Consider the following 23,548-nt stretch of genomic DNA (forward strand, 5'->3'; position numbering starts at 1 on the left):
CTTCCTCCATTCAATCTGGTTAGGTGAGCAGGAAATCCCCTCACCTTCAGCGCTTAGGCTTCTAAGTATCCTTCACGCGGTGTCACGCCAAAACGATCTGCTAATAAGCGTAAGTTCTCATCACTGATTGTTTGTTTGATCCCGCCTTGGGCACACACATAGGTATAAACCTCTGCGGCTTTTTCTGCTGTTTCAATCAGCCCAAAGACCTCATCCATATCTTTTCCAGCGCCATAGATGCCATGCTGCGGCCATAAAACTAAGCGGGTCTCCTTCATTTTCGCTGCTGTTGCCTCACCGATTTCCGTCGTTCCGGGAACAAGCCAAGGAAGAATAGACACACCCTCTGGGAAAACCACCAGACACTCTGTACACATTTGCCATAATGTTCTAGTGAAGGCTTTTTCCTCTAAATCATGGGTAAAGCTCATCGCTAACAAATGCGTCGCGTGATTATGCATAATGATGCGATTGTCAGGATCAACGGTTAAACGTGCCATATGACTCATGAAATGGCTTGGCAGCTCACTTGTCGGCACCGCCCCGTTTTCTAATCCCCAAAGCAGCTGCAGCGTATTTCCGTCTTCCTTTACTCGAATGATCCCTAAGTTTTCCGCCGGATTGGCTTGAACATTTTTGAAATACTTTCCTGAACCAGTGACAATAAAATATTTCCCAGCTAATGACGCGGCATCAAAAATCATTGGTATCTCACGAAGAACTTCAGCAGGATCTAAGAAAGGCAGGATTTCATTTTCCTCCAGCAGATAGCTGATATTTCCTCCATTGCGTTCATCCCAACCCAAACGATATAGATTGGTGGTAACTTCAATCATTTCTTGTACATAATTCGCATTCAATATATTATTTTTCTTCATGATCTTTCTCCTACTTTCTTGAACTTAAAACAGCTTTTTCGTATTGCTTAACCTCAGTCAACCAATCTAAGCCAACCGGCACATCATTGATCTCACAGAAATAATTCCACACATCCGCAAACGGAAAATCTTTTAGCTCTTCAATCATTGCTAAACGGCTGGTATAGTCTCCAGACAATTCGATTTGCTTAAGTGATTCGATCGGCTCAAGCATCGCCTTCAAAAGTGCCTTTTGAGTATTCCGAGTCCCGATCACCCATGCGGCAACTCGATTGATCGTCGCATCAAAGAAATCTAAGCCGATATGTGTTTTCTTAAGTAAATCGTTGCGAACCAGTTCACGGCCAATCTCCTGCAGCTCATCATCCATAATCACTACATGATCACTATCCCAACGAACCGGACGACTGACATGCAGCAAAATCCCCTCGCTAAACAGCCCCAAAGAGGACAGCTTATTGGAAATCACTTCTGTCGGATGAAAGTGGCCGGCATCTAGACAAATCAGCTTGTCGCGAGTTAGACCATAGCCCATATAAAAATCGTGCGAGCCAACGGTATACGCCTCAGCTCCTAACCCAAATAATTTACTTTCCACCGCATCAACGGTATATTGGCTTTCAAGTTTTTCAGCAAAAACCTCATCCAAAGCCTCCATCAACCGTTCTCTTGGCGTGTAGCGGTCAATCGGATTGTCTTTGAAGCCGTCAGGTACCCAGAAATTATTCACACATACTTGGCCGGTTTCTTTCCCAAAATACTCTGCGATTCTGCGTGATCGTTTGCCATGCTCAATCCAGAAGTCGCGGACTTCCATATCGGGTGAAGCTAGTGTAAAGCCGTCCTTAAACATTGGATGAGAGAAAAAGGTTGGATTAAAATCTAAGCCTAACCCCTGTTCCTTCGCCCAAGCGACCCATCTTGCAAAATGCTTCGGCTCCAATTCATTCAGATCCACCTTTTCTTCCGTATCCAAATAGATCGCATGTAAATTTAGCTTATGCTTGCCTGGAATCAGGGAGTACGCTTTCTCCAGGTCCGAACGAAGCTCATCTGGCGTACGCGCCGCACCCGGATAGTTGCCGGTAACAGAAATCCCGCCCGAAAGCTCCTCATCACTTAAAAATCCTTTGACATCATCGCCTTGCCAAACATGCATGGAGATTTTTACCTCCTGCAGCTGCTTCAACACAGCATCCGTATCCACGTCAATTTTTTTATACGCTTCTTTAGCCGCTTGATACCTCTCCGTTACTTTACTCATTTTTCATTGCTCCTTCTGCTATAAATTTTTGGTATTGCTCTAATACTTTCCGATCAAACGCCTGTGGTAAATGCTTACTGAAAGCAAATGATTTTAAAATGCAGTTACGTCCCTCTTCTATCGAAGCAAACTCTTTTGCGGCCACCATTTGCATGAGGATGTTGCCAATCGCCGTAGCCTCGCTTGGTCCGGCACTGATTTCAATTTGTGCGGCATCGGCTGTAAGCTGGTTGAGAAACTTATTATTGGAGCCGCCGCCAACAATATGCAGCGTGTTGATTTTTTCGTTCGTTCCAGTCATTTGTTCTAACTTCTCTAATTCACTCGCATAGCAAAGCGCTAAATTGTCATAAATACAGCGAGCGATCGCCCCCGGCGTTTCGGGAACTAGTTGTCCCGTCGCTTTACAATAATCCTGGATAGCGGCAATCATATTGTCAGGATTTAAGAAGCTGTGATGATTGACATCAATAAATTGTTGGAAAGGCGGTTCCTTTGCTGCAAGTTCAGCAAGCTCTGGATAGCTGTATTCATATTTCTGCATACGAGCCGTTTCTTGAATCAGCCACATTCCCATGATATTTTTTAAAAAGCGAATGGTATTATGGGCTCCCCACTCATTTGTATAATTCTCACTAAAGGCCTCTCGGCTAACATTCGCAACCGTTGTTTCAATTCCCAAAAGCGACCAGGTACCGCTAGAAATATATCCCCAATCGCTTCCTTGACCCGGCGTCCCCAAAATGGCCGAAGCCGTATCGTGACTCGCAACTGAAACAAAGGTCGCATCTGGCAAATCAAAATCTACGAATTTCTCCTTCAAAAGCGAGCCTAAAATCGTCCCCGCATCAACTAACGGCGGCAGCTGCTCCTTTTTTATCCCGACGAGGTTTAACAGCTCCTCATCCCAAGACTCACTTCCAGGATTTAACAGTTGCATGGTTGAGGCATTGGTCTTCTCCATCACCCCTCGACCGGTAAAGACATAGCCAAGATAATCTGGGATCAATAACAATTTATCTGCCGCTTCCAGCAGCTCTCTCTTTTCAACAAACAGCTGAAAAATCGTGTTAAAGGACTGAATTTGAATCCCGGTCTTTTCATACAATTTTTCCAAGCTCATCACTCGCTGAAAATCCTCGACTGCAGCTTTCGTCCGATTATCCCGATAAGCGATAGGTTCGCCCAAAAGCCCGCCCGTCTTATCTACAAGGCAATAATCCACTGCCCACGTGTCGATCCCAACAAAACAGTGGTTGGTGCCGTTTCTTTTTACCTTTTCTAAACCAATTAATATCTCTTGGATCAAATAATGAATATCCCAACGCTGAAATCCTTCCAGTAGCCTAAATTCATTTTTGAAACGATGAACCTCTTGAAGCGTCAGCTGTCCGTCAATTAATTCACTTTCCATCAATCGACCGCTGGATGCGCCAATATCAATAGCAATGTATTTCTTCATTTTCTACTCCTTTCACTTTATTGATCACACTTAAAAAGAGGTGCTGTTTTTCATTCACACCTGATCTCAAACTTATAATGCTATTCTACAATTTGATGTAAGCTTTTACATTACACGATTTTGATGTATACTTGCACTATCTTGGTGAAAGGAGTAAAAAAATGACTTTTTGGGAAAATGCAAACCATTCATGGACGTCCGACTCAACCAGATTTATCCTTACTCCAAAACAAAGAACCCGTGAATTGTTTTATTTCGTTCAAGAAATCGGTTATTTTAAAGCGCATCAGCCTTATTTCACTGAACGAGAAAATCTGCCGTCATATCTTATGAAGTTCACCTTGTCTGGTGCCGGAGAGCTGCATTACCAGGATGCGGTCTATTCATTGAAGGCCGGCGATATTTTTTTGATCGACTGCAAAAAATATCAGTATTACAAAACAACCAGCAAAGAGCCTTGGGAGATGGACTGGATTCATTTTTCTGGCGGAAACTCAGACAGCTTCTATCAGGAATTTATTAAAAACGGTTCTCCTGTGTTTCATACCGACAGCGAAAATGTTCGAACCAACCAGGTTCACCTAATCGTGGACAAACTATTGCAGCTGCAAAAGGAACCAAATGCGAAAACAGATTTTGAATCATCAATTTTGGTCCATGAATTATTGAATGAGTTGATCCTGCAAAAATATCAAATGGACTTTTCTGACAGCGAAATCCCTGTCTATCTTTATGCTGTGAAAAATTATATTGATGAGAATTTTCGGCGCGGAGTGACCTTAGAGGAGATGGAGGGGCAATTTCATATCAATAAATATCAAATTGTCAAAGACTTTTCAAAATACATGGGACAGCCGCCGGTAGATTATCAAATCAGCTGTAAAATATCCTACGCTAAAGATTTATTACGCTATTCCAACCTTTCTATTAAGGAAGTCTCTATGGAAATAGGGATTGATAATTTTGCTTATTTCAGCCGGTTGTTCAAGAAAAAGACAGGCGTTTCACCTAGTGATTATCGTAGTACCGATACCATTCTTCGCTGATTTTTTTAATTAGAAATTTCAGAACGTTGATCGTTTAGCAAACATACAAAAAGCTCAATCATTTTTGAATGATTGAGCTTTCTGATAAAGAAAATTAAAAAAGCAATTCGACATCTTCAATACCATAATCCTGTTGAGGGAATTGTCCGTAATAAGTAGCTAAGGAGGAAGTATTCAGATAATTGTTCAGCGTACTGCCGATAATAATCTCGAGCTCAATTACGGTATCCAACATTTCATCACTTAATAAGTACTCTCCAAGCAAAGCATTTCCCAATACTTCTTTTCCATTGATCTTAACTAAAAGGCTGCCCCTCGTATTTCTTATGCAAAGTTTTCGAGGCTTTTGATTCTCTAACTGAACTGTAGCACGATAGGTTCCGATGCCAGAATTTGCTTCAAACTCAGGCAGCTTATTCCAGTAATCTAATTCTAACAACTGTTTCTGTTTGATTCGTTTTTCTATTTTAAAATCATCTGACGGACCCATTTCCCAACTTTCAATTGTCAATGACCATGGATGCTTCTTAAGCGAGACTCTCTGGCTTGGTTCTTTTTCCTCGATCACTGTCTCACCTACTTCGAGTAATTCAAAAATACGACATTCTTTGGCTGATAGCTGATTTCCTTTGACCAAACCAATTTCACCGGTCCAAGGAAACCACTCTCGAACTTTATACGTTTGAAAAAGAGGCGAAAGAGAAATGCTCTCGACTCCCTGGTTATAACAAACAAGGAATTTATGCTGTTTATCCGACCGTTGGTAAGTTAGCAAGTTGCCTGTTGAGTTGCTAGTCTCTGATTTCTGAAGAACCATTACCAATTCATTCAGCCCCTCTGATTCTTGATAAATGACTGGTAAACCAGAATCTCTCCATTTGCAGATGGCCGTTTTTACTTTTTCAGTGAGATAGGTACCTTTAGGAATAAGCAAGCTTCGATAATCCGCTCCCTTTACCTGCAATTTATGGTCCTCTATCCGACTAGGCTCTAAAAAAAGACCTTCAGTCATAACTTGATAGCGATAACCTAATTTCGTCAACTGATCTCCAAGACTTGTCTGCTTGTTTTCGCTCGCATTATGCCCTTCTTGATAGATCAACACATCTAACTCATTTTTTCCATATTTCAATATTTCATGCAATCGTCCGGAATAGGTAGTGTAGGAAAATAAATGCTCCCAAACTGGTTGGCGTTCTCCCCAAGATTCAGCAAACCCTCGTCCGCCTAGCATGGGACTAAAAGCAGAAAATCCTGGCCATTTCGCACCTGGAGCATACTTGAAAGGCATGCCATGCCAATACGTTTGATTCACTCCCGCCATATAGTTTTTGTGCAGTGTCTCAAATAATTGAGATAATGTTGTTGCATATCCTTGAAATAGATACGCACCAACTTCATCAGATAAAACCTTTGCTTCTCCAAAATCACGTCCAGCCGCAAGTAGGCGAAAAGCATCATTTCCGTCTTCACCAAATCCCAAAGATTCGCCCTCCACAATATCTAATTTTGCGGCAGCCGATGCAGAATCAATCGCCCATCCGTAGGGCTGAGCACGGTACTTCATTCCTAATGAATTAGCCCACTCTTTCAAGTGTTTTAAATGATTTTCTTGATACAGCTCATTAAGGACCTTGAAGTAATCGTGTCGCAAATCTTTTATTTTATCGTTCATTTCTTGCTCAACTTGAAAGCTTGAACGCTCTATCCCCAACCCTTTGTCTTGGTTAATTCCTAAAACGAATGGTAAAAATGGACGTATATCATAACCCGCTCGCTCTTTAAATTGAGCCAACATATTTGTCGTCCAGTGCCCGGTTGATTGTAATTCCAAAGAATCCTCAAAAAAACAATCGCCCACTTCATTTAACAGTTCAACAAATTCGTTATCGAAAAAGAAATTTTTTTCCCATAATGACTGAATCAGCTCCCCACCTTTTGATGAGAAATGATCCACTACATAGGCATAAGGAGCCATTACATCGGGTCTATCAGTACTCCCCATTGAAAACATGTTTACTCTTTGACCTGTTCCTCTTTCATAAACAGCTATAAGTATATTCTCTTTATAAGATGGAAATATTGTTTCAACAAATTTCCCTTCTTTTACTTTTGAAGTGATCTCCTTCAAGGAATCAAATTGAATGTCATCACTAATTACTGTATATGATTCCTCCCAAGGGACTGCTGGCGGCATTTCGACCTCCTTATGGGAGATATGTGAAGCAGTATATACAGCAATTAGTTTATTTTTTATTTTACTACCGTCAATCTTTTGATTTCTAGTCACATAGTGCGGTGGACAAAGCTCTTCTATTGCTGTACCCGCTAAAAGATTTTCCTTAAACGAGTAACTTCCGTAAACCAATTCTTTTGCCGTACCTGCCTCATCAGGATCTGCTTCATTAGTAGCTGCAGGCCAATGTGGACCAACGGTCAAATCAATCTTCACACCATATTTCTTAGCAGATTTCATTGCTTGCTTTACAGATTTACGCCAATTTTCACTAGTGAACCCATATTTTTGAGGTTCAAGGACTTGTGCATCTTTTGTTGCAATCGCATCATACACATCAGAAATTTCAACTCCTCCAAATCCCGCATCAGCGATAGCCTTTATCTCCTTGTCTAACTCATCCAAATATTTCGAAACATACCCGCCAGGCCACCAATATCTTAGTCTCGGACGACTTTCCGTTTCCGGCTCCTTAAAACGCTCTTCTATTGCTCTCATCTCTTCACACCTTCTCTTGTTCTAAATGACTCATACTTTTCTTTTGAAAATTCGATAATATCGCGACTGCCGCAACAATTATTGAAATTACACAGCCCACTAACATTGCACCAGAAGCCGTAGAGCCCAGCAACGTATGATTCAAGAAATTGATGATCGCAGGACTTAGAAAGCCTCCTATTGAGTTTGCTGTTGACAGTACAGCCATACCCATAGGAATCAAAACTGGATGAACCAAAATCGTAATCAAGAATGGGGCCTGTGAAAAGAATAACGCTTGGCCGGCGCCAGAAAGAAAACTTCCAATAATTGCTAGTGGTAAATTACCAGCGATTGCTAAAATCACCAATGAAACACCTTCAATTACAAAGGCAAAGGCGACCATGTGTGATTTAATCACCTTCGATATTCTGCCGACACATAGTCCAGTAGCCAATCCACCTAATTGTGCAAGCATAGTAACTAAACCAGAAACATCACTTCCTCCAAGGTTGTTTTCTATAATCAAAAGTGAAATGTTATTATTGAAGGCATTATTCACCACCATAAAACAAAAGCCCATCAAAGCAACAATGACCACTCTCTTATTGATAACCTCTGTCACAGAATGATTTCCTTTTTGTTCTTGTTTTTCTTCAATGTTGCTCTTAGGCAAGCAGACCCAAGCAATGACGAAGACAATTCCAGCGAAAATATAAGACAAATAAGAATGATACCAGATATTCGCACCTAAATTACCTGAAATAAACATGAGGAGCATTGTTCCGATACTTACAAAAGATACTTGTTTCCCCATGGCTCCTTGTCGTTCTTCAACTGAGAAATAATCAGCGATTAAGCCCGGGATAACATTCGTAATAAATCCTACACTCACTCCAATCAGCCCTGAACAAATAATCAATACCAGCAATTGGCTATGAAAAAAATACGGGATCAAACCAAAAATACAAGTCATAGCTGATCCAATCAAGGCAATCGTTCGTTTGGGAATTGACAGAGCGATTCTTCCAACGACAAAGGCCGCTACGATGCCTGTCAAATTGGCTACCGAAAGAATCATTTGAATTTGACTAATACCACTGTTCGGGAAAGCTTCTACTATCAGTCCTAACACAGGCGACATCAGTAGGGTAGCCATCGAAAGCATGCTCAATGAGAAAATTCCTATTTTAACTTTTAAGCTTGTTTGCATGTTACATTCTCCTTTATGTGATTATTCAACTTACAAGGTCATTCTATCTACTTTAGAAAACGGATACAATGCGGAAAAACAACCACAACATGTGATAATATGATATAAAGGAGTGTTTTTAATGAAGGATGAGTCCATTTTTTATAATGTCGAACATATTCCAAGAATTGATCAAACTAAGCAGTCTTTGAGCCCTTATGTCATTGTCGATCCATCATTTGACCCTTATCGCGAACTGAATCATTCTAATGAAGTTAGTCTACCGCTAAAAAAAATTCTTAAAACTTTAGAGCTGGATGATTCTCTCCCCTTCGCGATCGTTTCTCACTATCTGGATCTTCCATCCAATTTGCATCACCATGATTATATTGAAATTGTTTATGTACCTAAGGGAAAATTGCTGAATGTTGTAAACCACTCACCATTTATAATGAAATCAGGAAGCTTGTTTTTGATTAATAAGGAGATTCCCCATTTAGTCTCAAGAATTCCAAATGAAACGGAAAAACCAATGATCGTCAACTTGCTGATTCACACAGAAATTTTTGATACCTTTAAAAAGGCTACTCAACAGTCCACAACACTAACCGAGCAATTATTCAATTTTGGTGATTATCTGATTTATCATAAGTCGGACTTGGATAATGTTCATTACTACCTACAGCGACTGATTACAGAGTATTATCAAGCAGAGTATACTTTTTCATATACAGTACTCGGCTACCTAATGATTTTTTTAGAACAACTAATTCAATTGCAACATCCCCTAAAAAAATCTGTGGATACGCTCACTCAAAATGTAGTAACTAAAATCAAACAAGACCCAGCAAATGCTTCTCTAGAAGTACTAACCAAGCACTTTTCCTATAGTAAAGGCCATTTATCAAGGCACATCAAAGAACAAACTGGAAAAACGATTTCTCAACTGATCACTGATGAAAAATTGGCACTCGCCGAAAGATACCTTTCTGAAACAACAAAAACGATCTCTGAAATTTCAGAGATGATCAACTATCAAAGTGAAAGTCATTTTTATCGACTTTTTAAAAAAAGATTCCAATTGACCCCTAAGCAATATCGGCTTTTACTAAAATAGCATGCATGTCTAAATAGCTTAATTACATCTGATTCTGATCAGCTAAAAGACTTTTAAAAAGTAAAAAGCAAACGATCATATTCCTTTCGATTACGAAGTATATGATCGTTTGACATATTATTTTTGATGCTTTTATCGGTGAAATTTTTTCCTATAGTTCGTTGGACTGCTGTGGAATCGCTTGTTAAATTTGGCGATAAAATAGCTTAAATTATTGAAGCCTACTGCAAAGCATATTTCAGATACACTGCTGTCCGTGTTTAGCAGCAGTTCTTTGGCCTTTAGCAAGCGGTAATCAATCGTATAATTCATCGGAGATTGATTCGTATATTCTTTGAACAAATGGGTGCACTTATTCTTATTGATGGGAATAACCTGGGCAATCTCAGCAACCGTAATATTCCGATGATAATTTTGATGAACATAGTCAAGCAGGCGATAAATAGAATGATCCTCTTTCTTCGCCTGTGAGGCTGGGTATTTTTCAATGTCATTCAAGCAGCTGAGGATTAGTTCATAGATTTTCAAAAAATTATAGAAACCGCTCCTGTTGGCCTCCACGATTTCACTTAGAATCGCTTGTTGCGAAGCAGTCAGTGTTAACAGAGCACATTCAAAGCTGCTGTTACTCTCGATCTCCTTAATACTCGACTGATAGAGCGCTTCGTTGATAAAGCGAGGCGAAAAATCAATGCAGATATATTCCGCAGCTTCTGTTAGAGGAACCGCATGGTGCAGCCGCCGCGAGTTTATTAAAATCCCCTTGCCCTCACCTACTGAATAGTCGCTCTTTTCAACAGAAAGTTTCAAGCTTCCCGTAAGGACCAACGTTAACTGAAATTCTTCGTGCCAATGCCACACTAGCTCATCATTCCGTGATTTTCTCAAGGTTCTATGATAGATACCGATTGGAAAGTCGCCAGATTGATGCACAGTCTGCTCCTGTTCGAATTCATTAATTTCAAAGTACAACAACTGCCCCTCCTTTACACAATAATGATACTATTTGTATTTATTATGATAGTCAAAGCCCATAGTAAAGCTTTATAATACATTATCACAACAACATTCGAGAAATCAAAAGGAGAGCGCTATGCATTCAAATGAAAAGAAAACAGGAATCATTTTCGCAGGACTTGCTGCAACGTTATGGGCGATTTCAGGTATTTCAGGGGAGATTCTCTTTACTCATTTCGGCTTTTCTGCAGAATGGCTGGTTTCTGTCAGAATGTTTGTCGCTGGCGTTCTTTTACTACTTGCTTCAAAGCTTACTAGCCCGCACTCTATTTTTTCGCCATTTAAGCAAAGGAGGGATTTTTTAGCGATCCTTGTCTTCTCCATACTAGGTATGTACGCTGTTCAATACACGTACTTCAAAACGATCGAGTTGAGCAGTGCCTCCTTTGCGACGATCATTCAATACACCGGACCCTTTTTTATCATTATTTATGAAGCCATCAGAGCGAAGATTCTGCCTAATAGGAAAACTTTATTGTTAATGCTGCTTACCCTTACTGGCGTCTTCCTCATCGTTTCAAATGGAGATATCTCTCAATTAACAATCACACCTATCTCCTTGCTTTGGGGCATCGGTTCGGCGATTTCTTTAGCATTTTATTCTGTTCAACCGCGGAATATCCTCAAACAATATGGCAGCTTGCTAGTCGTAGGCTGGGGCATGCTGATTGGGAGCATGCCAGCGAACCTGATCCAGCCATTTTGGCAAACTTCTGGAATTCTTTCGTTCGGGTCACTTATACATGTCTCGACCGTTATCATACTGGGAACTGCGGTTTCCTATTTCATTTACCTGTCTAGCTTAAAGTATATCTCTTCATCATTAGCCAGCATTTTAACTGCTTTTGAGCCAATCTTTGCGACGTTTCTGTCCATCCCGATTTTCCATACTCCCTTGACTTTGGCGACAGCACTTGGCTTTTTTATCGTTTTAGGAACGATTCTTCTGCTGCAGAAGGTTCTTTAGAGTTAAGTCTGCCTATTTTGTATTAAATAGAAAGCCAAACGCCCAAATTATGATCGATTATGATCGTAATTTGAGCGTTCGCTTTCATTTTGTTAAGTATTTTTCAAAAAGACTTTAAAGTCTGGGGCATTGACTATGCTTCTTGATCATTACTTCCTTGTCATTTTCAGCAGAAGTTCTTGATGCTCCTCCCTCTCTTGCACGTGCTCCTCTATTTGCCAATCTTCAGAAGAAAAACTCATTTCATACGAAATGTTTTTAGGCAATACTATTTCCCCTATTATCATTTCCTCCACCTTCTTCCACTGAAGTTGGATTTTCCCATATGGCGTTTTGAAGCTGCCAGTTACTTTTTCAACCGGCAGTTCAGTTTGCGGCCGAATAACCACTTTTTTGAAGATCCCCTCTGGAAAGCTGATTCCTAAAAATTTCTTGACCATCCAAGCGGAGTAGGAAGAAAACATCGCATGGTTTAGTGACCCATTATAGGTAGATTGCTGGTCCTGAAGTGGAAAATGTTCACTTAAAGTACCCGTTTCAGCAAACATCGAATGGTAACTCAGAGGCTCTAAACTAGTCAGCCAGCCGAATAAAATTTCTTTGTACCCAAACCTATGAAGCTGATCGTATACCCAAGACATTCCAAATATTCCTGCTGAAATAATACCGCCAGTTCTTTCGATCAGCTGAGCCAATTGTTCAGCCAGGTCGCTTTGCTTTTTACGATCAAGCAGCTTTGCTTTGATGGCAAAAATATAGCTTGATTGAGTTCCCTCTCCAAAGCATCCTTCTTCTGGTCGATAATAGGTTGTGAGAATCGTTTGATTTACTTCCGCGATTTTTTTTGCGAGCTGTTGAACGAGTGCATCTTCAGACAGTTGCTCCATCACCGCCAAATACTCTTGAAGAATGATGCTGTAGCTGCAAGCCGAACAAAATTCCTGATCTGGCGAAGTAATCACAGGGCCATCCCTTTTCTCATCAATTGATCCCCAATCTCCCAAGCTGCACATTTTTATATAATCAAAATCAAAACTGAGGAGATAGCGGATATGCTTGGTCAAGCTGGAAGTAAATTGACGAACAAACTGCGTTTCATCATAAAATTCTATCAATTTGTTTGCGATGGTCGGTAACACCAGCTGCCAGTCAATCGCCCCTGCTTTATTACTAGGCCCATTGGTCATAATGCCGACAAAAGGAGCGGTTGCTGGAATCCCGCCCTCTATTGTCTGGTCATTAATGAAATCTATCAGTACTTTTTTTAATAGGCTTGAGCCATCGATCGAGTAGAGATGAGAGTCAATTAAAGCGACAATATCTCCTCCATATCCAAAGCGTTCCCTAGTACAGTCTTCAAAATAGGAATGAATATTATTTAATCGCGTTTGCAGCCCCACACGCCATAGATCATTAAGGATCGGTGACGAGGAATCAAACTCAGTAATCACCTCGACATTCGTATGAACTCTGAAAGCTGAGAAGTCCTGTATCACCTCTTCAAAAACAATCGGCTCGCTAAAAATGAGTTCAACATATCTAAATGAAATGAACATCTTCACGCTCAAAATCCGTTTTAAGTTCATACTTAACAATATCTGAGATTCCACCAACTAGCTTTGCGTAATCCATCCCTTTGCTAGTAGACGTATCCACATTTTGAGCATTGATAATATGGAAAGCGATATTCGCCGCCTCTTCTGGTGGCAGAACTTGTCCTAATTCCTTTTTTACCAGTTTTAACGCAAATTCTCCCACTGAAAATTCTTTTGGATAATAGTTTTTAATTTCCCAGTACACTCGATTAAGAATGTTCAACCCATTTTTGTACCTTTCAACAGAGAAATTCAAATGATCGCTTAGAGTAAAGAAAACACTGGTATTCAAACGTGTATCCAATAATTCTTCGGCTCTCTTGATAATTTGTTGCGTAATATCAAAATAGACTGCTGGAATCGAGTCAAACAACCGCAGATACTCTTGAATTTGTCGATTATCCACGGGAATGAACACCCGATTCACATCCTCATCATCGACCGTTTGCCCAATCTTTCGACTGTATCCAATTCCCTTCCCAAAAAAGACATACTCCTGCTGCTCATCATCTGCTGCTAAGATAGTATTAGGATTTAATATTTTTCTGATAATCATCACGCATTCTCCTAATCTAAAATATCACCATTGCTCTCAATTACCTTTTTATACCAGAAGAAGGAGTCTTTCTTGATTCGCTGCAAAGTTCCTTCTCCTAGATCGTCTTGATCAACATAAATATAGCCGTATCGTTTGCTCATCTGTGAGGTCGACACACTGATCAAATCAATCGGTGCCCAGCTTGTATAACCGAATAAGTCGACCCCGGCTTCGACTGCGTCAAGGATTTCCTTAATATGCTGTCTCAAATAATTGATCCGATAGCTGTCATGTATTTTACCATCAGCCGTAAGCTCATCCTTGGCACCCATCCCATTTTCCACAATGATCAAGGGTACATTGTAACGATCTTGAAGCTCAAGAAGAGAAATTTTCAAGCCCACTGGATCAACCTGCCATCCCCATTCAGTAGAAGGAAGGTAAGGATTTTTCACGCCCATAATCGTATTGCCGGATGTTTGCTCTAGAGATGAATCTGATGATTCTGTCCGAGACATATAGTAACTAAAAGCCAAATAATCAGCTGTATACTCTTTTAAGAGTTTGTCATCTTCAGCAGTTTTCGCGATCTCGATCCCTTTATTTTTTAGTTGCTGTTTATACAATATAGGATACTCGCCTAAAAGTTGAATATCTGCGTGAGCATAGTTGTTTAAATTACTTTCTAGAGAAAGTAAAACATCCTCTGGTCTGCATGTATGAGGATACGTCGTTAGTTTCGTCAACATACAGCCCATTTGACTACCGGGAATCAATTCATGACAAAGCTTGGTTGCAATAGCTGCGGCTACATATTGATGATGAAGTGCTTGATAGATCGCATCCTCTAAGGAATAATCAATACACTTGTCTTCGACGATTCCAGCAGTTGTAAATGGATGGCGCCCCACACTATCGATTTCATTAAACGTCAACCAATAGGTCACGTACTCTCCGAATTCTTTAAAACAAACTTCTGCGTAGTTAACAAAAAGATCAACTAATTTACGATCCACCCAGCCATTATATTTTTCAGACAACGCTAATGGCATTTCGTAATGGGATAAAGTGACAATCGGTTCGATCTTATATTTTTTTAATTCTCTAAATACATTTTTGTAAAACTCAATTCCTGCAGCATTTGCTTCTTTTTCTTCTCCTGTCGGAAATAATCGTGTCCAGGCGATCGAAATTCTTAAAGATTTGAATCCCATCTCTGCAAAAAGTTGAATATCCTCTTTATATCTATGATAGAAGTCAATCCCTCTGCGCTTAGGATACCACATGATTTCTGAATCGGTTCGCGCTTGCTGGATCATCTCACTTGTTACCGTATTGTGTGCTTTGTAATCCTTCACATCGACGTTGGGCTTGAAAGTCGCCACGTCTGCTACAGACATGCCTTTATTGTCCTCATTCCAAGCACCCTCCACTTGGTTTGCGGCAATCGCACCGCCCCATAAAAAATCCTTACGCAATGGCATTTTCTTCCTTCCCTTCAACAATAAATATTTTCTCTTCTTTGGTTACTTGATCTTCTGAAGCTAGATTCAATTTGACCCTCTTTGGTTCCGTAATAACGATCATTGTTGTTGGATCGAATCCAGCTTCTTTGATGTTCAAAAGGTCAAATTTGATTAGCAGATCTCCTTGGCTGACCTTCTGACCTTCCGAAACAAAGCTTTCGAAAAACTTCCCATCTAGGTTTACAGTGTCTAAGCCAATATGGAAGAGAATCTCAATGCCGTCCTCGGTTTCCATTCCTAATGCATGTTTGGTGTTATAGATCATTTTGATTGTTCCATTAATTGGCGCGTAGAGTTCACCTTTTGTAGGTACGATAGCCACGCCATCACCCAACATTTTACTAGCAAATACATCATCATTTACTTTTGATAAAGGAATTACTTGACCTTCGACCGGTGCATTAAAGACTATTTCATTTTGTTTTGTACTCTCGTCTGCCCCATCTGTGATTGGTTCTTTCCATAGAACAAGGACTGCCGTAAATGAAGCAACGAAGGAAACGACTAGACCGATCACAGCGTACATCAGGTTATTAGGGAGTGTTTCTGAAATAAACATCGACAGACTAGCGATCCCAGGTCCAACGGCAACGTATGCTTCAACACTCAAAAGACCCAATGTCGCACCACCGATCAAACTACCAAACATCACGCCATATAGTACGCGTTTGTGCAAGATCGTTACACCGTATAAAGCAGGTTCAGTGATTCCAAAAAGAGCGGAGATTCCAGCAGAGACTGCTGTAGCTTTTAACCCTTTATCTTTCGAGCGAATTGTTACCGCAAAACATGCTCCTGCTTCTGCGATATTGTGTGCTAAAGATGCTGCATTATAGATAAGTTCTTTCCCTGTTTCCCCCAAAGAAGTGATCACATAAGGAATCATCGCCTTGTGCATCCCTGTTACTACCATGAACGGCAAGAATGCCGCCAGCAACGCTACCGCGATCCAACCAAAGCGAGCGAAAATCGCCATGATTACACTTGCAAAGCCTTGACCAAAAGTAAATCCAATCGGACCAAGCACTAATAAGGTCAATGGTACAACGATTAGTAAAGACATCATTGGAACAAAGAAACTTCGAATAACTTTAGGACTGATTTTTGTAAAGAATTTTTCTAAAAATGAATAACTGATCACACATAAGATTGCCGGAAAAACTTGATAAGCGTAATTGATGTTTTGGATAGATAAACCAGCTAAAGTTGTGCCCTCCGTAATCAATGCGGTCAATCCAGGAATCAGAAGACCTCCAACAGCTGACACTGCGACTAAACTGTTTACTTTTAACTTGTTCGCCGTTGTGATCGCGACTAACAGTGGTAGAAAATACAATGGTGCATCCCCTACAAAGGTCAAGATCTGGTAAGTCGATGTTGTCTTATCTAGTACACCCACTAGGTTTAACAACATTAATAGTGATTTTAAAATTCCTCCACCAGCAATGGCTGGAATCAACGGCTGGAAAATGCTAATGACAAAATCTAATGCAACTGCTTGCCAGCTTTGTTTTTTCTTAGGACCATCGCCCTTATCAGTTTGAACTCCCGACAGCAGCTTTTCAACTTCACGAAAAACTTCAATGACTGCGCCACCGATAATTACTTGCGTCTGCGCCGTTTGTGTAATGCCTAAAACACCTGGAATTTTTTTAATCGCTTCTTCGTTGACTTTACTATCGTCAACTAAGGTAAATCTTAGCCGGGTCGAACAATGCTCCAAATGTGATACATTCCCCGCTCCTCCGACATTTTTCAAAATTTCTTTTGCTACGTTTTTCTCTTCCATTTTTTTCGCCTCCATTTTTTTCAACAAAAAAACCGAATCGAATCATTCCCCCAAAGAGAATGACTCAACTCGGTTATGCCTACTATTACGTAGTAACACGCCTAATATTCCGTTGGCCAAAGTATATAACAGAATTAAGAAAGCGTCAACATTTATTTTAGGTAAAACAAAGACTATTAAAAAACTCAGAGCAGACGCCATTTTATTAAGTAATTGACATTTTTTTCACCAACTAATAAATAGTATTGATCTTATAAGTAGAAAGAATCATTCAGAAAAATACTCAAGCCGTTTTAACGAATGAAACTTTATTCAAAGAAACCTTTGGACTATTTTTGCCCATACTGAAGAAGCCTGATTGACTCACCTTTTTTCAATCATACCATTGCTTGGATTAAACGGAGCCATTGCTCAATTACTTCCGCTTTTTCCTTTTCTTCTTTTTACCATTCTTCCTGTCGGCTTCTCGTTGCAAGCGTTTGTTTTCCCGTTCCTCTTCTATCTGCGTCTCGCTTTTACCATAGCGCATGTAGGAGGTGTCTGGTCTTTTCGGCAATTCCGCCGGTTTGTTCGCCTTTTTCTTTGTGGCCGACTGGATATCTTCTTGCCCTTTCTTTCCATCTGATATCGGGGAACTCATTGGTGGAGCCGAGTCATTTCCGTTTGTTTCTGGTACTGAATCGCGAGTATCGCCCTGCTCTTCTGAGCGCAACTCTTCCCTCGGGGCTTGGGTATAGCGGGTTTCACGGTCAGCCGGTAATAGTTGACCTGCTTCTTTTTTGTTTGCGGTGCTTTGAACGAACTGCTTTTGCTCCTTTTCCTGCTGCGGTGCTTGGGCGACAGCTTCCGACACGTTCTTCGTCTGTGATGCTTGAGCTGCTTTCTTTTCCTTGCGACTATTGTGAGCAGACGCGATAGTCAGCCCTGGTGTCTTGTAGCTGACATATTCAACAAATTTTCTTACGCCAGCATTTTCAAAAACCGTCAAGAGCGACAAGGTCCGCAAAATATTCACGGTCTGCTCTTCACTTTTGGTCGGATCTGTGTCAGGAATCGTTAGTTTGTGCTTTTTTCCTTCGGCGTCTTCAAACATCGATTCCACATGATAAATAAGGTCCTCTCTGTGATTTTTAAGAGTCCCTTCGTTTTCTAAATAGTTATTATAAAAGCGTGCGTCTTCGGTATTGGCGAAATAATTCGACTCATTCTTGAAGAGTTTTTTTATGAGTCCCTTCCATTCGCTTCCGCTAAAGCAACGCTTGAAAAACGGACTATAGCGACGCATTGTGTCATTCGGCTCGGCGGTCAGATAAACCTCTCGAATCAACTCCTTTAGCTGCTCCGTAAAGATTCCTTGACTAAGAGAATTTCGTACAAGAATAGCCACCATAAACTGAATCAAACGCTCATTATTTTTAGTACTGGCGTAAAAATCCTGCACCCTTTTCGTCAAACTCTCCTTTTTCATCAAAAATATTTGTCTCGAACCCAATTTCACCGCGTCCATATTTCCAATCCCCCATCCCCGAAAAAACGTTTTCATTTTTTTATAATTTAATAATAACCATTAACTAAAAAAAATGTAAATAGAAAATATGAACAATTATTTTAATAAAAAATAAACTATTTGAATGGAGTTATTTAATTAAAATGTAGAAGCAAAAAAAAGCGTCATCACATGTTCATGATGACACTCTGATTCTAAAGAAAATAACTGGGATATCCTTCGTTATTATGCACTCTCTGTTTGACGTTTTCGCTCCAGCTCTTGGATAATCGCGGCTTCATTTTTTTCAAATTTGAAATAGCTTATCATGATTATCGCGCCAGCCACAAAGAAAATCGCTGGTAAATAGGAAAAGCCAAATTTAATCGCTCCTAAAGCTGCTTCTGTCTGTGTCTGATTTGCTACATAGCCGAAATGCTGCATCAGCTTCAACGGAATGAAATCACCAAATCCTGTTCCAACCTGTAATCCAACTGCACTTCCGACTGCGGTCAAAAATCCGCTAGCTCGAATTCCAGTTTTGTACTCTCCATAATCAACCGTGTCTGACAGCATGGCAAATGGCATAGAGACAGCCATTCCTGTACCAATACTCGTCACTACCCACATAGAGGCCACCAATGGGAAATTGTTTCCCGCCAGCCCTAACATCACTTGGCCAACTGCTGCTGTACACAATCCGATCATCATCGTTTGTGTTTTCGAAAATCGTTTCACTAGAAATGGGATAAAGATTACTCCAATCATTTGAGTTAAAACTAAGCCATTCAATACTGAAACATAATTTTCATTTCCTAAATTATAACGAGCGTAATAAATCAAGGATGAGGTTCTAGTCGAATTTCCCAGCCAATAGCACATACTGCCTAAAACGATGATCACCCACGGCCAGTTTCCTTTAAGCGCTTTGAAGCTTTCACGTACAGGCAGACTTTTACCGGCTGCCTCAGAGTTGATTTCTTTCGTGTTTTTAAAGGCATAGAAAAACATCGCAATTGAAACGATCGCATAGATAGCAACTGTCAAAAAGAAGCCTCTCTGGCGATTCGCTCCGCCTAAGACAGAAACTAGGGTTAATGTAAATGTTGCCGTCATAAAATACCCGACATTCCCGCCAATCATCCGAAAGGAATTAAGCTTGGTTCTTTCCAGCGAATCATTACTCAAATTGGGAAGAATTGCCGTGATTGGTGTCGATATCCCGGTGTATAAAATACTAGTAGTCAAATAAGTGAAAACAGCGTATGCTACTTTTGCTGTTCCAGTTAAGCTAGGTGTTAAGAAAGTCAATGCCATAAAAACACCAAACGGAATGGCCAAACGAGCAAACCAAGGACGTGCTTTGCCATACTTTGATTTTGTTTTATCTATCGCTAAGCCCCATAATGGTACGGTTGCCGTATTAATAATCCGAACCAGCAAAGCGATCGTCGCCGCAGTGCCGATTGAAAGACCAAAAACATCTGTATGGAAGAAATTGATAAAACTGGTCAAGGTACAATACAGTAAATTCCCAGCAGCATCTGTACCTGCATAGGCTAAACGATTGTTTAAAGTTAAGCCCTTCTTTTCAGTTGTTGCTGCATCGTTCGCATTTGTATGCTCCATAAAATTCTCTCCTTAATTAAATATCAGTGCTCCTTATATTTATTACGAAAATGTTGAGGAGAAAGTCCTTCTAGTTTTTTAAATCGATTCGAAAAATAGATTTCTGAATTGAAGCCCACCATCGTTGAAATTTGTTGAATATCCAAATCTGAACGAAGTAAGTATTGTTTGGCGCGTTCCAAACGGATTTCAGCTAAAACCTCTAACGGGGTCTTTCCAAAGGTCTTTTTCATCGCTGTGGAAATGTAATTGCTGTGCAAGTGAAAATGATCTTCCAGCAATTGATTCGTGACCGGCTTCTCATAATTATTTTCTAGAAACAGCTGCACTTGTTCAGCAAGCACAGTCAAACGGTCACGATGGATCCCCTGATTTTCGATAAACTTTAAAAAACGTAAAAACAGCTCTTCTGTCTGCCAAATATCATGTTGCTCTCCAGATTCTGCTACTGTGCTATCAAGGATCGTCTGGATCAGCTCAAACAGAATCTCCGGTTCTTTAATCGTTGCCTGTTTTTGTAGGTGCAACGTATATGAACGCTGGTGATAGTGAAGCTCAGGGATAGGCAGATCAGAGATAAACCGGCTTGGGCGAAAATCTTGTTTCCATTGAGCCGTCGTATAGAAATGCAGCCAATAAAAACCGGTCTCTTCCTCAACGGGTTGCCAAGAGTAGTGGTGTTTGTCAGGAAGCAGGATCAACATCTCGTTTTCCTTCACTTCGAAGCGCTGATCATCTTCAACTAAAAAGAGACGGCCTTTTTTCACTATAATCAAATCAAAGTAACCTAGAGCCTTACGATTTGGATGGTTTTGACCCTTTTGAAACACTCGATAGTTGCCCTCGATAAAATCTGGAAATGGCGGGATCGAGATTGAAATGATTGCTCCTGACATAACACGCGCTCCTCTCTTAACGTTTTACTTCATCATCTGATGGACTCCAATTGCCATAAATCTTTCTTTTTCAAAATCAGCTCTTGGCTCGTTTCCTTCAGTTCTCGAATACTGTCATTATCTATCAAATAATACGATTGAATGAATGGCGCAAAGCTAACCACTCGATAGTTATCATCAAATTCTTCAAAGCTGCCATTGATTACTTGTATACCGTCCGACTGCTTAAGAATAAATGTTTTTTGCCCAAAGCTTTCCATGTAAGCTACCAGCTCTTCACCCATATCCCAGTCTGGCGTTTGACTATCGTTTTCGAACAAACGACTGAAAATTCCGCCATCGCGCCAGAATGTTGCTTGACCAAATCGTTCTCTGGATAAATCTGGTCGATTCAGATGCGGTCCGGCAACGGCATACGTTGATGCCGCCATTCCTTTTTCCAACGGCAGGGTCGTAGATGAATGTGTGTCGTAGCAATACAATATGCCGGCAGTCGCTCGATAACTCGCCTCTAGATAAGCTGGGTCCTTCAGCTTTTCAAACACCTTGAAAGCAGCCGAAGCAGTAACTCCGCCCCATAGAGAGTGAATCATATAGGTCAATGCTTCCCACCAGCGATCGGCATTTTGCGCTCGAAAATCATTCGAATATCCGATATTCGCCAGCAGCAGCTCCCCATACTTTTCTGCGCTTTCCTTTAACCCGACTTCACTCAGTGCACCAGCAGTTGGTCCAAATCCCGCGTTGTCGTAGAAATGTTCGGTGATAGCGGCTTTATATGTTAATGTTTCACTGTCGACTCGATGAGTGACCTTCTCCCAAAGTCTGTTAATGGTTTCATATTTTTCCGTGAGTCCATATCTCTTCAATTTTTTTAATAGGTCTTGAATATACAGGAAATAAACACCCAACATTTGTGCTTCTTCTTTGCCTCGAGAATCCTGATGAAGCTCGGGATTCACCCGTAGATCGAATACATCCGCGGCCCAGCTTAAGTAAACCTCGCTCGTGTGCAATTGAAGAATGCCATCCTCAAACTCTGAAAGCAGGTAAAATAGATGCCCAATGTATTCAAAATCCATACAGCGATAAAAGTCTCCATATAGTTTTTGTGGCTGGGTGAAATCCCCGTCAACGAACCATTTAGGCCTCACGTACCGAACGGCGCTTTCTTCAACCTTTCGAACCTGCTCTAGATCAAGCTTTCCTAATAAGTTCTTCTTAAGTACTAAATTCAGCTTTCCTAGCGATTCGCCTTGATTTGATACGGGTTCAAATGAATAGGGGACAGCTCCAGCCTGCCCGCTGTAGAGCGCATCACAGATATATGCTGCGCGCTCCTCAATCACTGTTGCTAACTCGTTCATGACATTTAGAACCACAAAATCTTCGCTCCCATCAGTAAAGCTAAAAACGATTTTGTGTTCACCTAAACAGACTGGTCTGAAGGTGATTACCTGTTTTCCATTACTTTCTTTTTTGGGATTCAGTACGTCTTTGTGTAATTCATGCTCCTCACAAGAATGAACGTGTATTTGTTCAATTTGCAAATTGCTCGGTAGTTCCACGGTGATTCGTACAGGCTTTCCTAGAACATTTAACGGTGTATAAGTGATTTTAGGATGTGCCAGCTCCAAACCGATTTGATAAAATTCTTCCTGATCCTTATTCCTTGCCAACGCATAGCACCATTTTTTTGTTTCTGCCGCCTCGAGGGTCAGCCCCTCTTTGGAATATATCCAGTCTCGATTTTTAAAATTCTCTGGGTATCCGCCGGCTAAAATCAACTTGTGAAATAATAACCCGTCTAATGAAGGAGAAACATTTTCAAAAAAGAGATTTTCGTATACACAATAGGTTCCGATCGAGCGGGTCTCTCCCTTTGTTTGGTAGATTCCTAAATTACCGCCCTGGTTATCGCGACGAACAGCATTGATTTTCGTGTAATTCGTTGAGATTGATGGAAATACGGCAGCAGAATCATGAATGTTTCGAAGGACATTTTTATCGCGAAACATCACATAGCTCAAGGCCGTCCAAATACCAAACTCATCAATTTTCAGAGCTTGCTGCGTTTCGTTCATCAGTTCAATTTCCCAATTTAACTGTTTGTCTAGCTCATACTTAATGTTCACGCTTACATTATTGAACCGATAGTTCACACTGATCGCCTTCGTGGTTTTAGTAATTTCAGGCAGCGTTCGCGTGCTCTGCAGCTTTTCTCCGTTCACAGTTAGATCGAAATGTCCAAATAGCTTTTCACTATCATTATAGCCTACTTCATTCAGATAATTTTCCTCGATCACCCAGTTCATATGATACGGGTCATTTTTAAAATACAGCTGTGATAAGTGACCATCCTCTGCGACAGCCAATTGAAATTGTTCATTTTCCAGCATGTCTTTCCCCCTCTTTTCTTCTATGCCTTAAAGA

17 protein-coding genes are annotated in these 23,548 nt (G+C 40.6%); 3 read left to right on the plus strand and 14 right to left on the minus strand.

The window, feature by feature from the left end:
* Window positions 1-53: 53 nt before the first annotated feature.
* From rhaD to rhaB, 3 genes are read right to left on the minus strand one after another with little or no spacing between them, the layout of a single operon-like run.
* Window positions 54-878: a rhamnulose-1-phosphate aldolase gene (gene rhaD, locus IGI67_RS17895; RefSeq protein ID WP_429958680.1), complete on the minus strand. Its 825-nt coding sequence runs from the start codon at window positions 876-878 to the stop codon at window positions 54-56.
* Window positions 879-888: 10 nt separating this feature from the next.
* Window positions 889-2,142 (minus strand): L-rhamnose isomerase, encoded by a 1,254-nt coding sequence (gene rhaA / locus IGI67_RS17900; protein WP_429958681.1) that lies wholly within the window; start codon window positions 2,140-2,142, stop codon window positions 889-891.
* A complete protein-coding gene (gene rhaB, locus IGI67_RS17905; protein ID WP_429958682.1) occupies window positions 2,135-3,604 on the minus strand; it encodes a rhamnulokinase in 1,470 nt (489 codons plus the stop codon). The genes rhaA and rhaB overlap by 8 nt, the downstream gene beginning before the upstream one ends.
* 161 nt (window positions 3,605-3,765) lie before the next feature.
* Here rhaB and IGI67_RS17910 point away from each other — a divergent pair, with 161 nt between their 5' ends.
* A complete protein-coding gene (locus IGI67_RS17910; RefSeq protein ID WP_429958683.1) occupies window positions 3,766-4,650 on the plus strand; it encodes an AraC family transcriptional regulator in 885 nt (294 codons plus the stop codon).
* A 94-nt stretch (window positions 4,651-4,744) separates the two neighbouring features.
* Here the strand turns inward: IGI67_RS17910 and IGI67_RS17915 are convergent, their stop codons facing one another.
* Window positions 4,745-7,384: a glycosyl hydrolase gene (locus IGI67_RS17915; RefSeq protein ID WP_429958684.1), complete on the minus strand. Its 2,640-nt coding sequence runs from the start codon at window positions 7,382-7,384 to the stop codon at window positions 4,745-4,747.
* 4 nt (window positions 7,385-7,388) lie between these two features.
* Window positions 7,389-8,576, minus strand: coding sequence for an MFS transporter (locus IGI67_RS17920; RefSeq protein ID WP_429958685.1), 1,188 nt, complete (start codon window positions 8,574-8,576; stop codon window positions 7,389-7,391).
* Window positions 8,577-8,697: 121 nt separating this feature from the next.
* Here IGI67_RS17920 and IGI67_RS17925 point away from each other — a divergent pair, with 121 nt between their 5' ends.
* Window positions 8,698-9,672: an AraC family transcriptional regulator gene (locus IGI67_RS17925; protein WP_429958686.1), complete on the plus strand. Its 975-nt coding sequence runs from the start codon at window positions 8,698-8,700 to the stop codon at window positions 9,670-9,672.
* 132 nt (window positions 9,673-9,804) lie between these two features.
* Here the strand turns inward: IGI67_RS17925 and IGI67_RS17930 are convergent, their stop codons facing one another.
* Window positions 9,805-10,644, minus strand: a complete 840-nt coding sequence (locus IGI67_RS17930) for an AraC family transcriptional regulator (RefSeq protein WP_429958687.1) — start codon at window positions 10,642-10,644, stop codon at window positions 9,805-9,807.
* A 121-nt stretch (window positions 10,645-10,765) separates the two neighbouring features.
* On the opposite strand from IGI67_RS17930, the gene IGI67_RS17935 reads away from it, so the two are divergent.
* Window positions 10,766-11,656: a DMT family transporter gene (locus tag IGI67_RS17935; RefSeq protein ID WP_429958688.1), complete on the plus strand. Its 891-nt coding sequence runs from the start codon at window positions 10,766-10,768 to the stop codon at window positions 11,654-11,656.
* 149 nt (window positions 11,657-11,805) lie between these two features.
* On the opposite strand, the gene IGI67_RS17940 is transcribed toward IGI67_RS17935, so the two are convergent.
* The 8 genes from IGI67_RS17940 to IGI67_RS17975 form a co-directional block, all read right to left on the minus strand.
* Complete coding sequence (locus tag IGI67_RS17940; protein ID WP_429958689.1) at window positions 11,806-13,212, minus strand: alpha-L-rhamnosidase C-terminal domain-containing protein; 1,407 nt, start codon at window positions 13,210-13,212, stop codon at window positions 11,806-11,808.
* Window positions 13,196-13,807, minus strand: a complete 612-nt coding sequence (locus IGI67_RS17945) for a PRD domain-containing protein (RefSeq protein ID WP_429958690.1) — start codon at window positions 13,805-13,807, stop codon at window positions 13,196-13,198. Before IGI67_RS17945 ends, IGI67_RS17940 begins: the two co-directional genes overlap by 17 nt.
* Before the next feature lie 11 nt (window positions 13,808-13,818).
* Window positions 13,819-15,273 (minus strand): glycoside hydrolase family 1 protein, encoded by a 1,455-nt coding sequence (locus tag IGI67_RS17950; RefSeq protein ID WP_429958691.1) that lies wholly within the window; start codon window positions 15,271-15,273, stop codon window positions 13,819-13,821.
* On the minus strand, window positions 15,260-17,104 hold the full coding sequence (locus IGI67_RS17955; RefSeq protein WP_429958692.1) for a beta-glucoside-specific PTS transporter subunit IIABC: 1,845 nt from the start codon (window positions 17,102-17,104) through the stop codon (window positions 15,260-15,262). Before IGI67_RS17955 ends, IGI67_RS17950 begins: the two co-directional genes overlap by 14 nt.
* A gap of 415 nt (window positions 17,105-17,519) precedes the next feature.
* Window positions 17,520-18,611 carry a hypothetical protein gene (locus IGI67_RS17960; RefSeq protein ID WP_429958693.1) on the minus strand — a complete coding sequence of 364 codons (1,092 nt, stop codon included), beginning with the start codon at window positions 18,609-18,611 and terminating at the stop codon, window positions 17,520-17,522.
* Between the two features lie 225 nt (window positions 18,612-18,836).
* On the minus strand, window positions 18,837-20,219 hold the full coding sequence (locus IGI67_RS17965) for an MFS transporter (RefSeq protein ID WP_207107569.1): 1,383 nt from the start codon (window positions 20,217-20,219) through the stop codon (window positions 18,837-18,839).
* A 23-nt stretch (window positions 20,220-20,242) separates the two neighbouring features.
* Window positions 20,243-21,115, minus strand: a complete 873-nt coding sequence (locus tag IGI67_RS17970) for a helix-turn-helix transcriptional regulator (protein WP_207107568.1) — start codon at window positions 21,113-21,115, stop codon at window positions 20,243-20,245.
* Window positions 21,116-21,147: 32 nt separating this feature from the next.
* Window positions 21,148-23,514 (minus strand): hypothetical protein, encoded by a 2,367-nt coding sequence (locus IGI67_RS17975; protein ID WP_429958694.1) that lies wholly within the window; start codon window positions 23,512-23,514, stop codon window positions 21,148-21,150.
* Window positions 23,515-23,548: the final 34 nt, after the last annotated feature.

The organism is Enterococcus sp. AZ196, from assembly GCF_050498845.1.
Lineage (GTDB): Bacteria > Bacillota > Bacilli > Lactobacillales > Enterococcaceae > Enterococcus_A > Enterococcus_A murrayae.

Bases quoted from the DNA above. Each gene is read 5' to 3' on its own strand.
- rhaD (WP_429958680.1), bottom strand. From the start codon at position 878: ATGAAGAAAAATAATATATTGAATGCGAATTATGTACAAGAAATGATT.
- rhaA (WP_429958681.1), bottom strand. From the start codon at position 2,142: ATGAGTAAAGTAACGGAGAGGTATCAAGCGGCTAAAGAAGCGTATAAA.
- rhaB (WP_429958682.1), bottom strand. From the start codon at position 3,604: ATGAAGAAATACATTGCTATTGATATTGGCGCATCCAGCGGTCGATTG.
- IGI67_RS17910 (WP_429958683.1), top strand. From the start codon at position 3,766: ATGACTTTTTGGGAAAATGCAAACCATTCATGGACGTCCGACTCAACC.
- IGI67_RS17915 (WP_429958684.1), bottom strand. From the start codon at position 7,384: ATGAGAGCAATAGAAGAGCGTTTTAAGGAGCCGGAAACGGAAAGTCGT.
- IGI67_RS17920 (WP_429958685.1), bottom strand. From the start codon at position 8,576: ATGCAAACAAGCTTAAAAGTTAAAATAGGAATTTTCTCATTGAGCATG.
- IGI67_RS17925 (WP_429958686.1), top strand. From the start codon at position 8,698: ATGAAGGATGAGTCCATTTTTTATAATGTCGAACATATTCCAAGAATT.
- IGI67_RS17935 (WP_429958688.1), top strand. From the start codon at position 10,766: ATGCATTCAAATGAAAAGAAAACAGGAATCATTTTCGCAGGACTTGCT.
- IGI67_RS17940 (WP_429958689.1), bottom strand. From the start codon at position 13,212: ATGTTCATTTCATTTAGATATGTTGAACTCATTTTTAGCGAGCCGATT.
- IGI67_RS17945 (WP_429958690.1), bottom strand. From the start codon at position 13,807: ATGATTATCAGAAAAATATTAAATCCTAATACTATCTTAGCAGCAGAT.
- IGI67_RS17950 (WP_429958691.1), bottom strand. From the start codon at position 15,273: ATGCCATTGCGTAAGGATTTTTTATGGGGCGGTGCGATTGCCGCAAAC.
- IGI67_RS17955 (WP_429958692.1), bottom strand. From the start codon at position 17,104: ATGGAAGAGAAAAACGTAGCAAAAGAAATTTTGAAAAATGTCGGAGGA.
- IGI67_RS17960 (WP_429958693.1), bottom strand. From the start codon at position 18,611: ATGGACGCGGTGAAATTGGGTTCGAGACAAATATTTTTGATGAAAAAG.
- IGI67_RS17965 (WP_207107569.1), bottom strand. From the start codon at position 20,219: ATGGAGCATACAAATGCGAACGATGCAGCAACAACTGAAAAGAAGGGC.
- IGI67_RS17970 (WP_207107568.1), bottom strand. From the start codon at position 21,115: ATGTCAGGAGCAATCATTTCAATCTCGATCCCGCCATTTCCAGATTTT.
- IGI67_RS17975 (WP_429958694.1), bottom strand. From the start codon at position 23,514: ATGCTGGAAAATGAACAATTTCAATTGGCTGTCGCAGAGGATGGTCAC.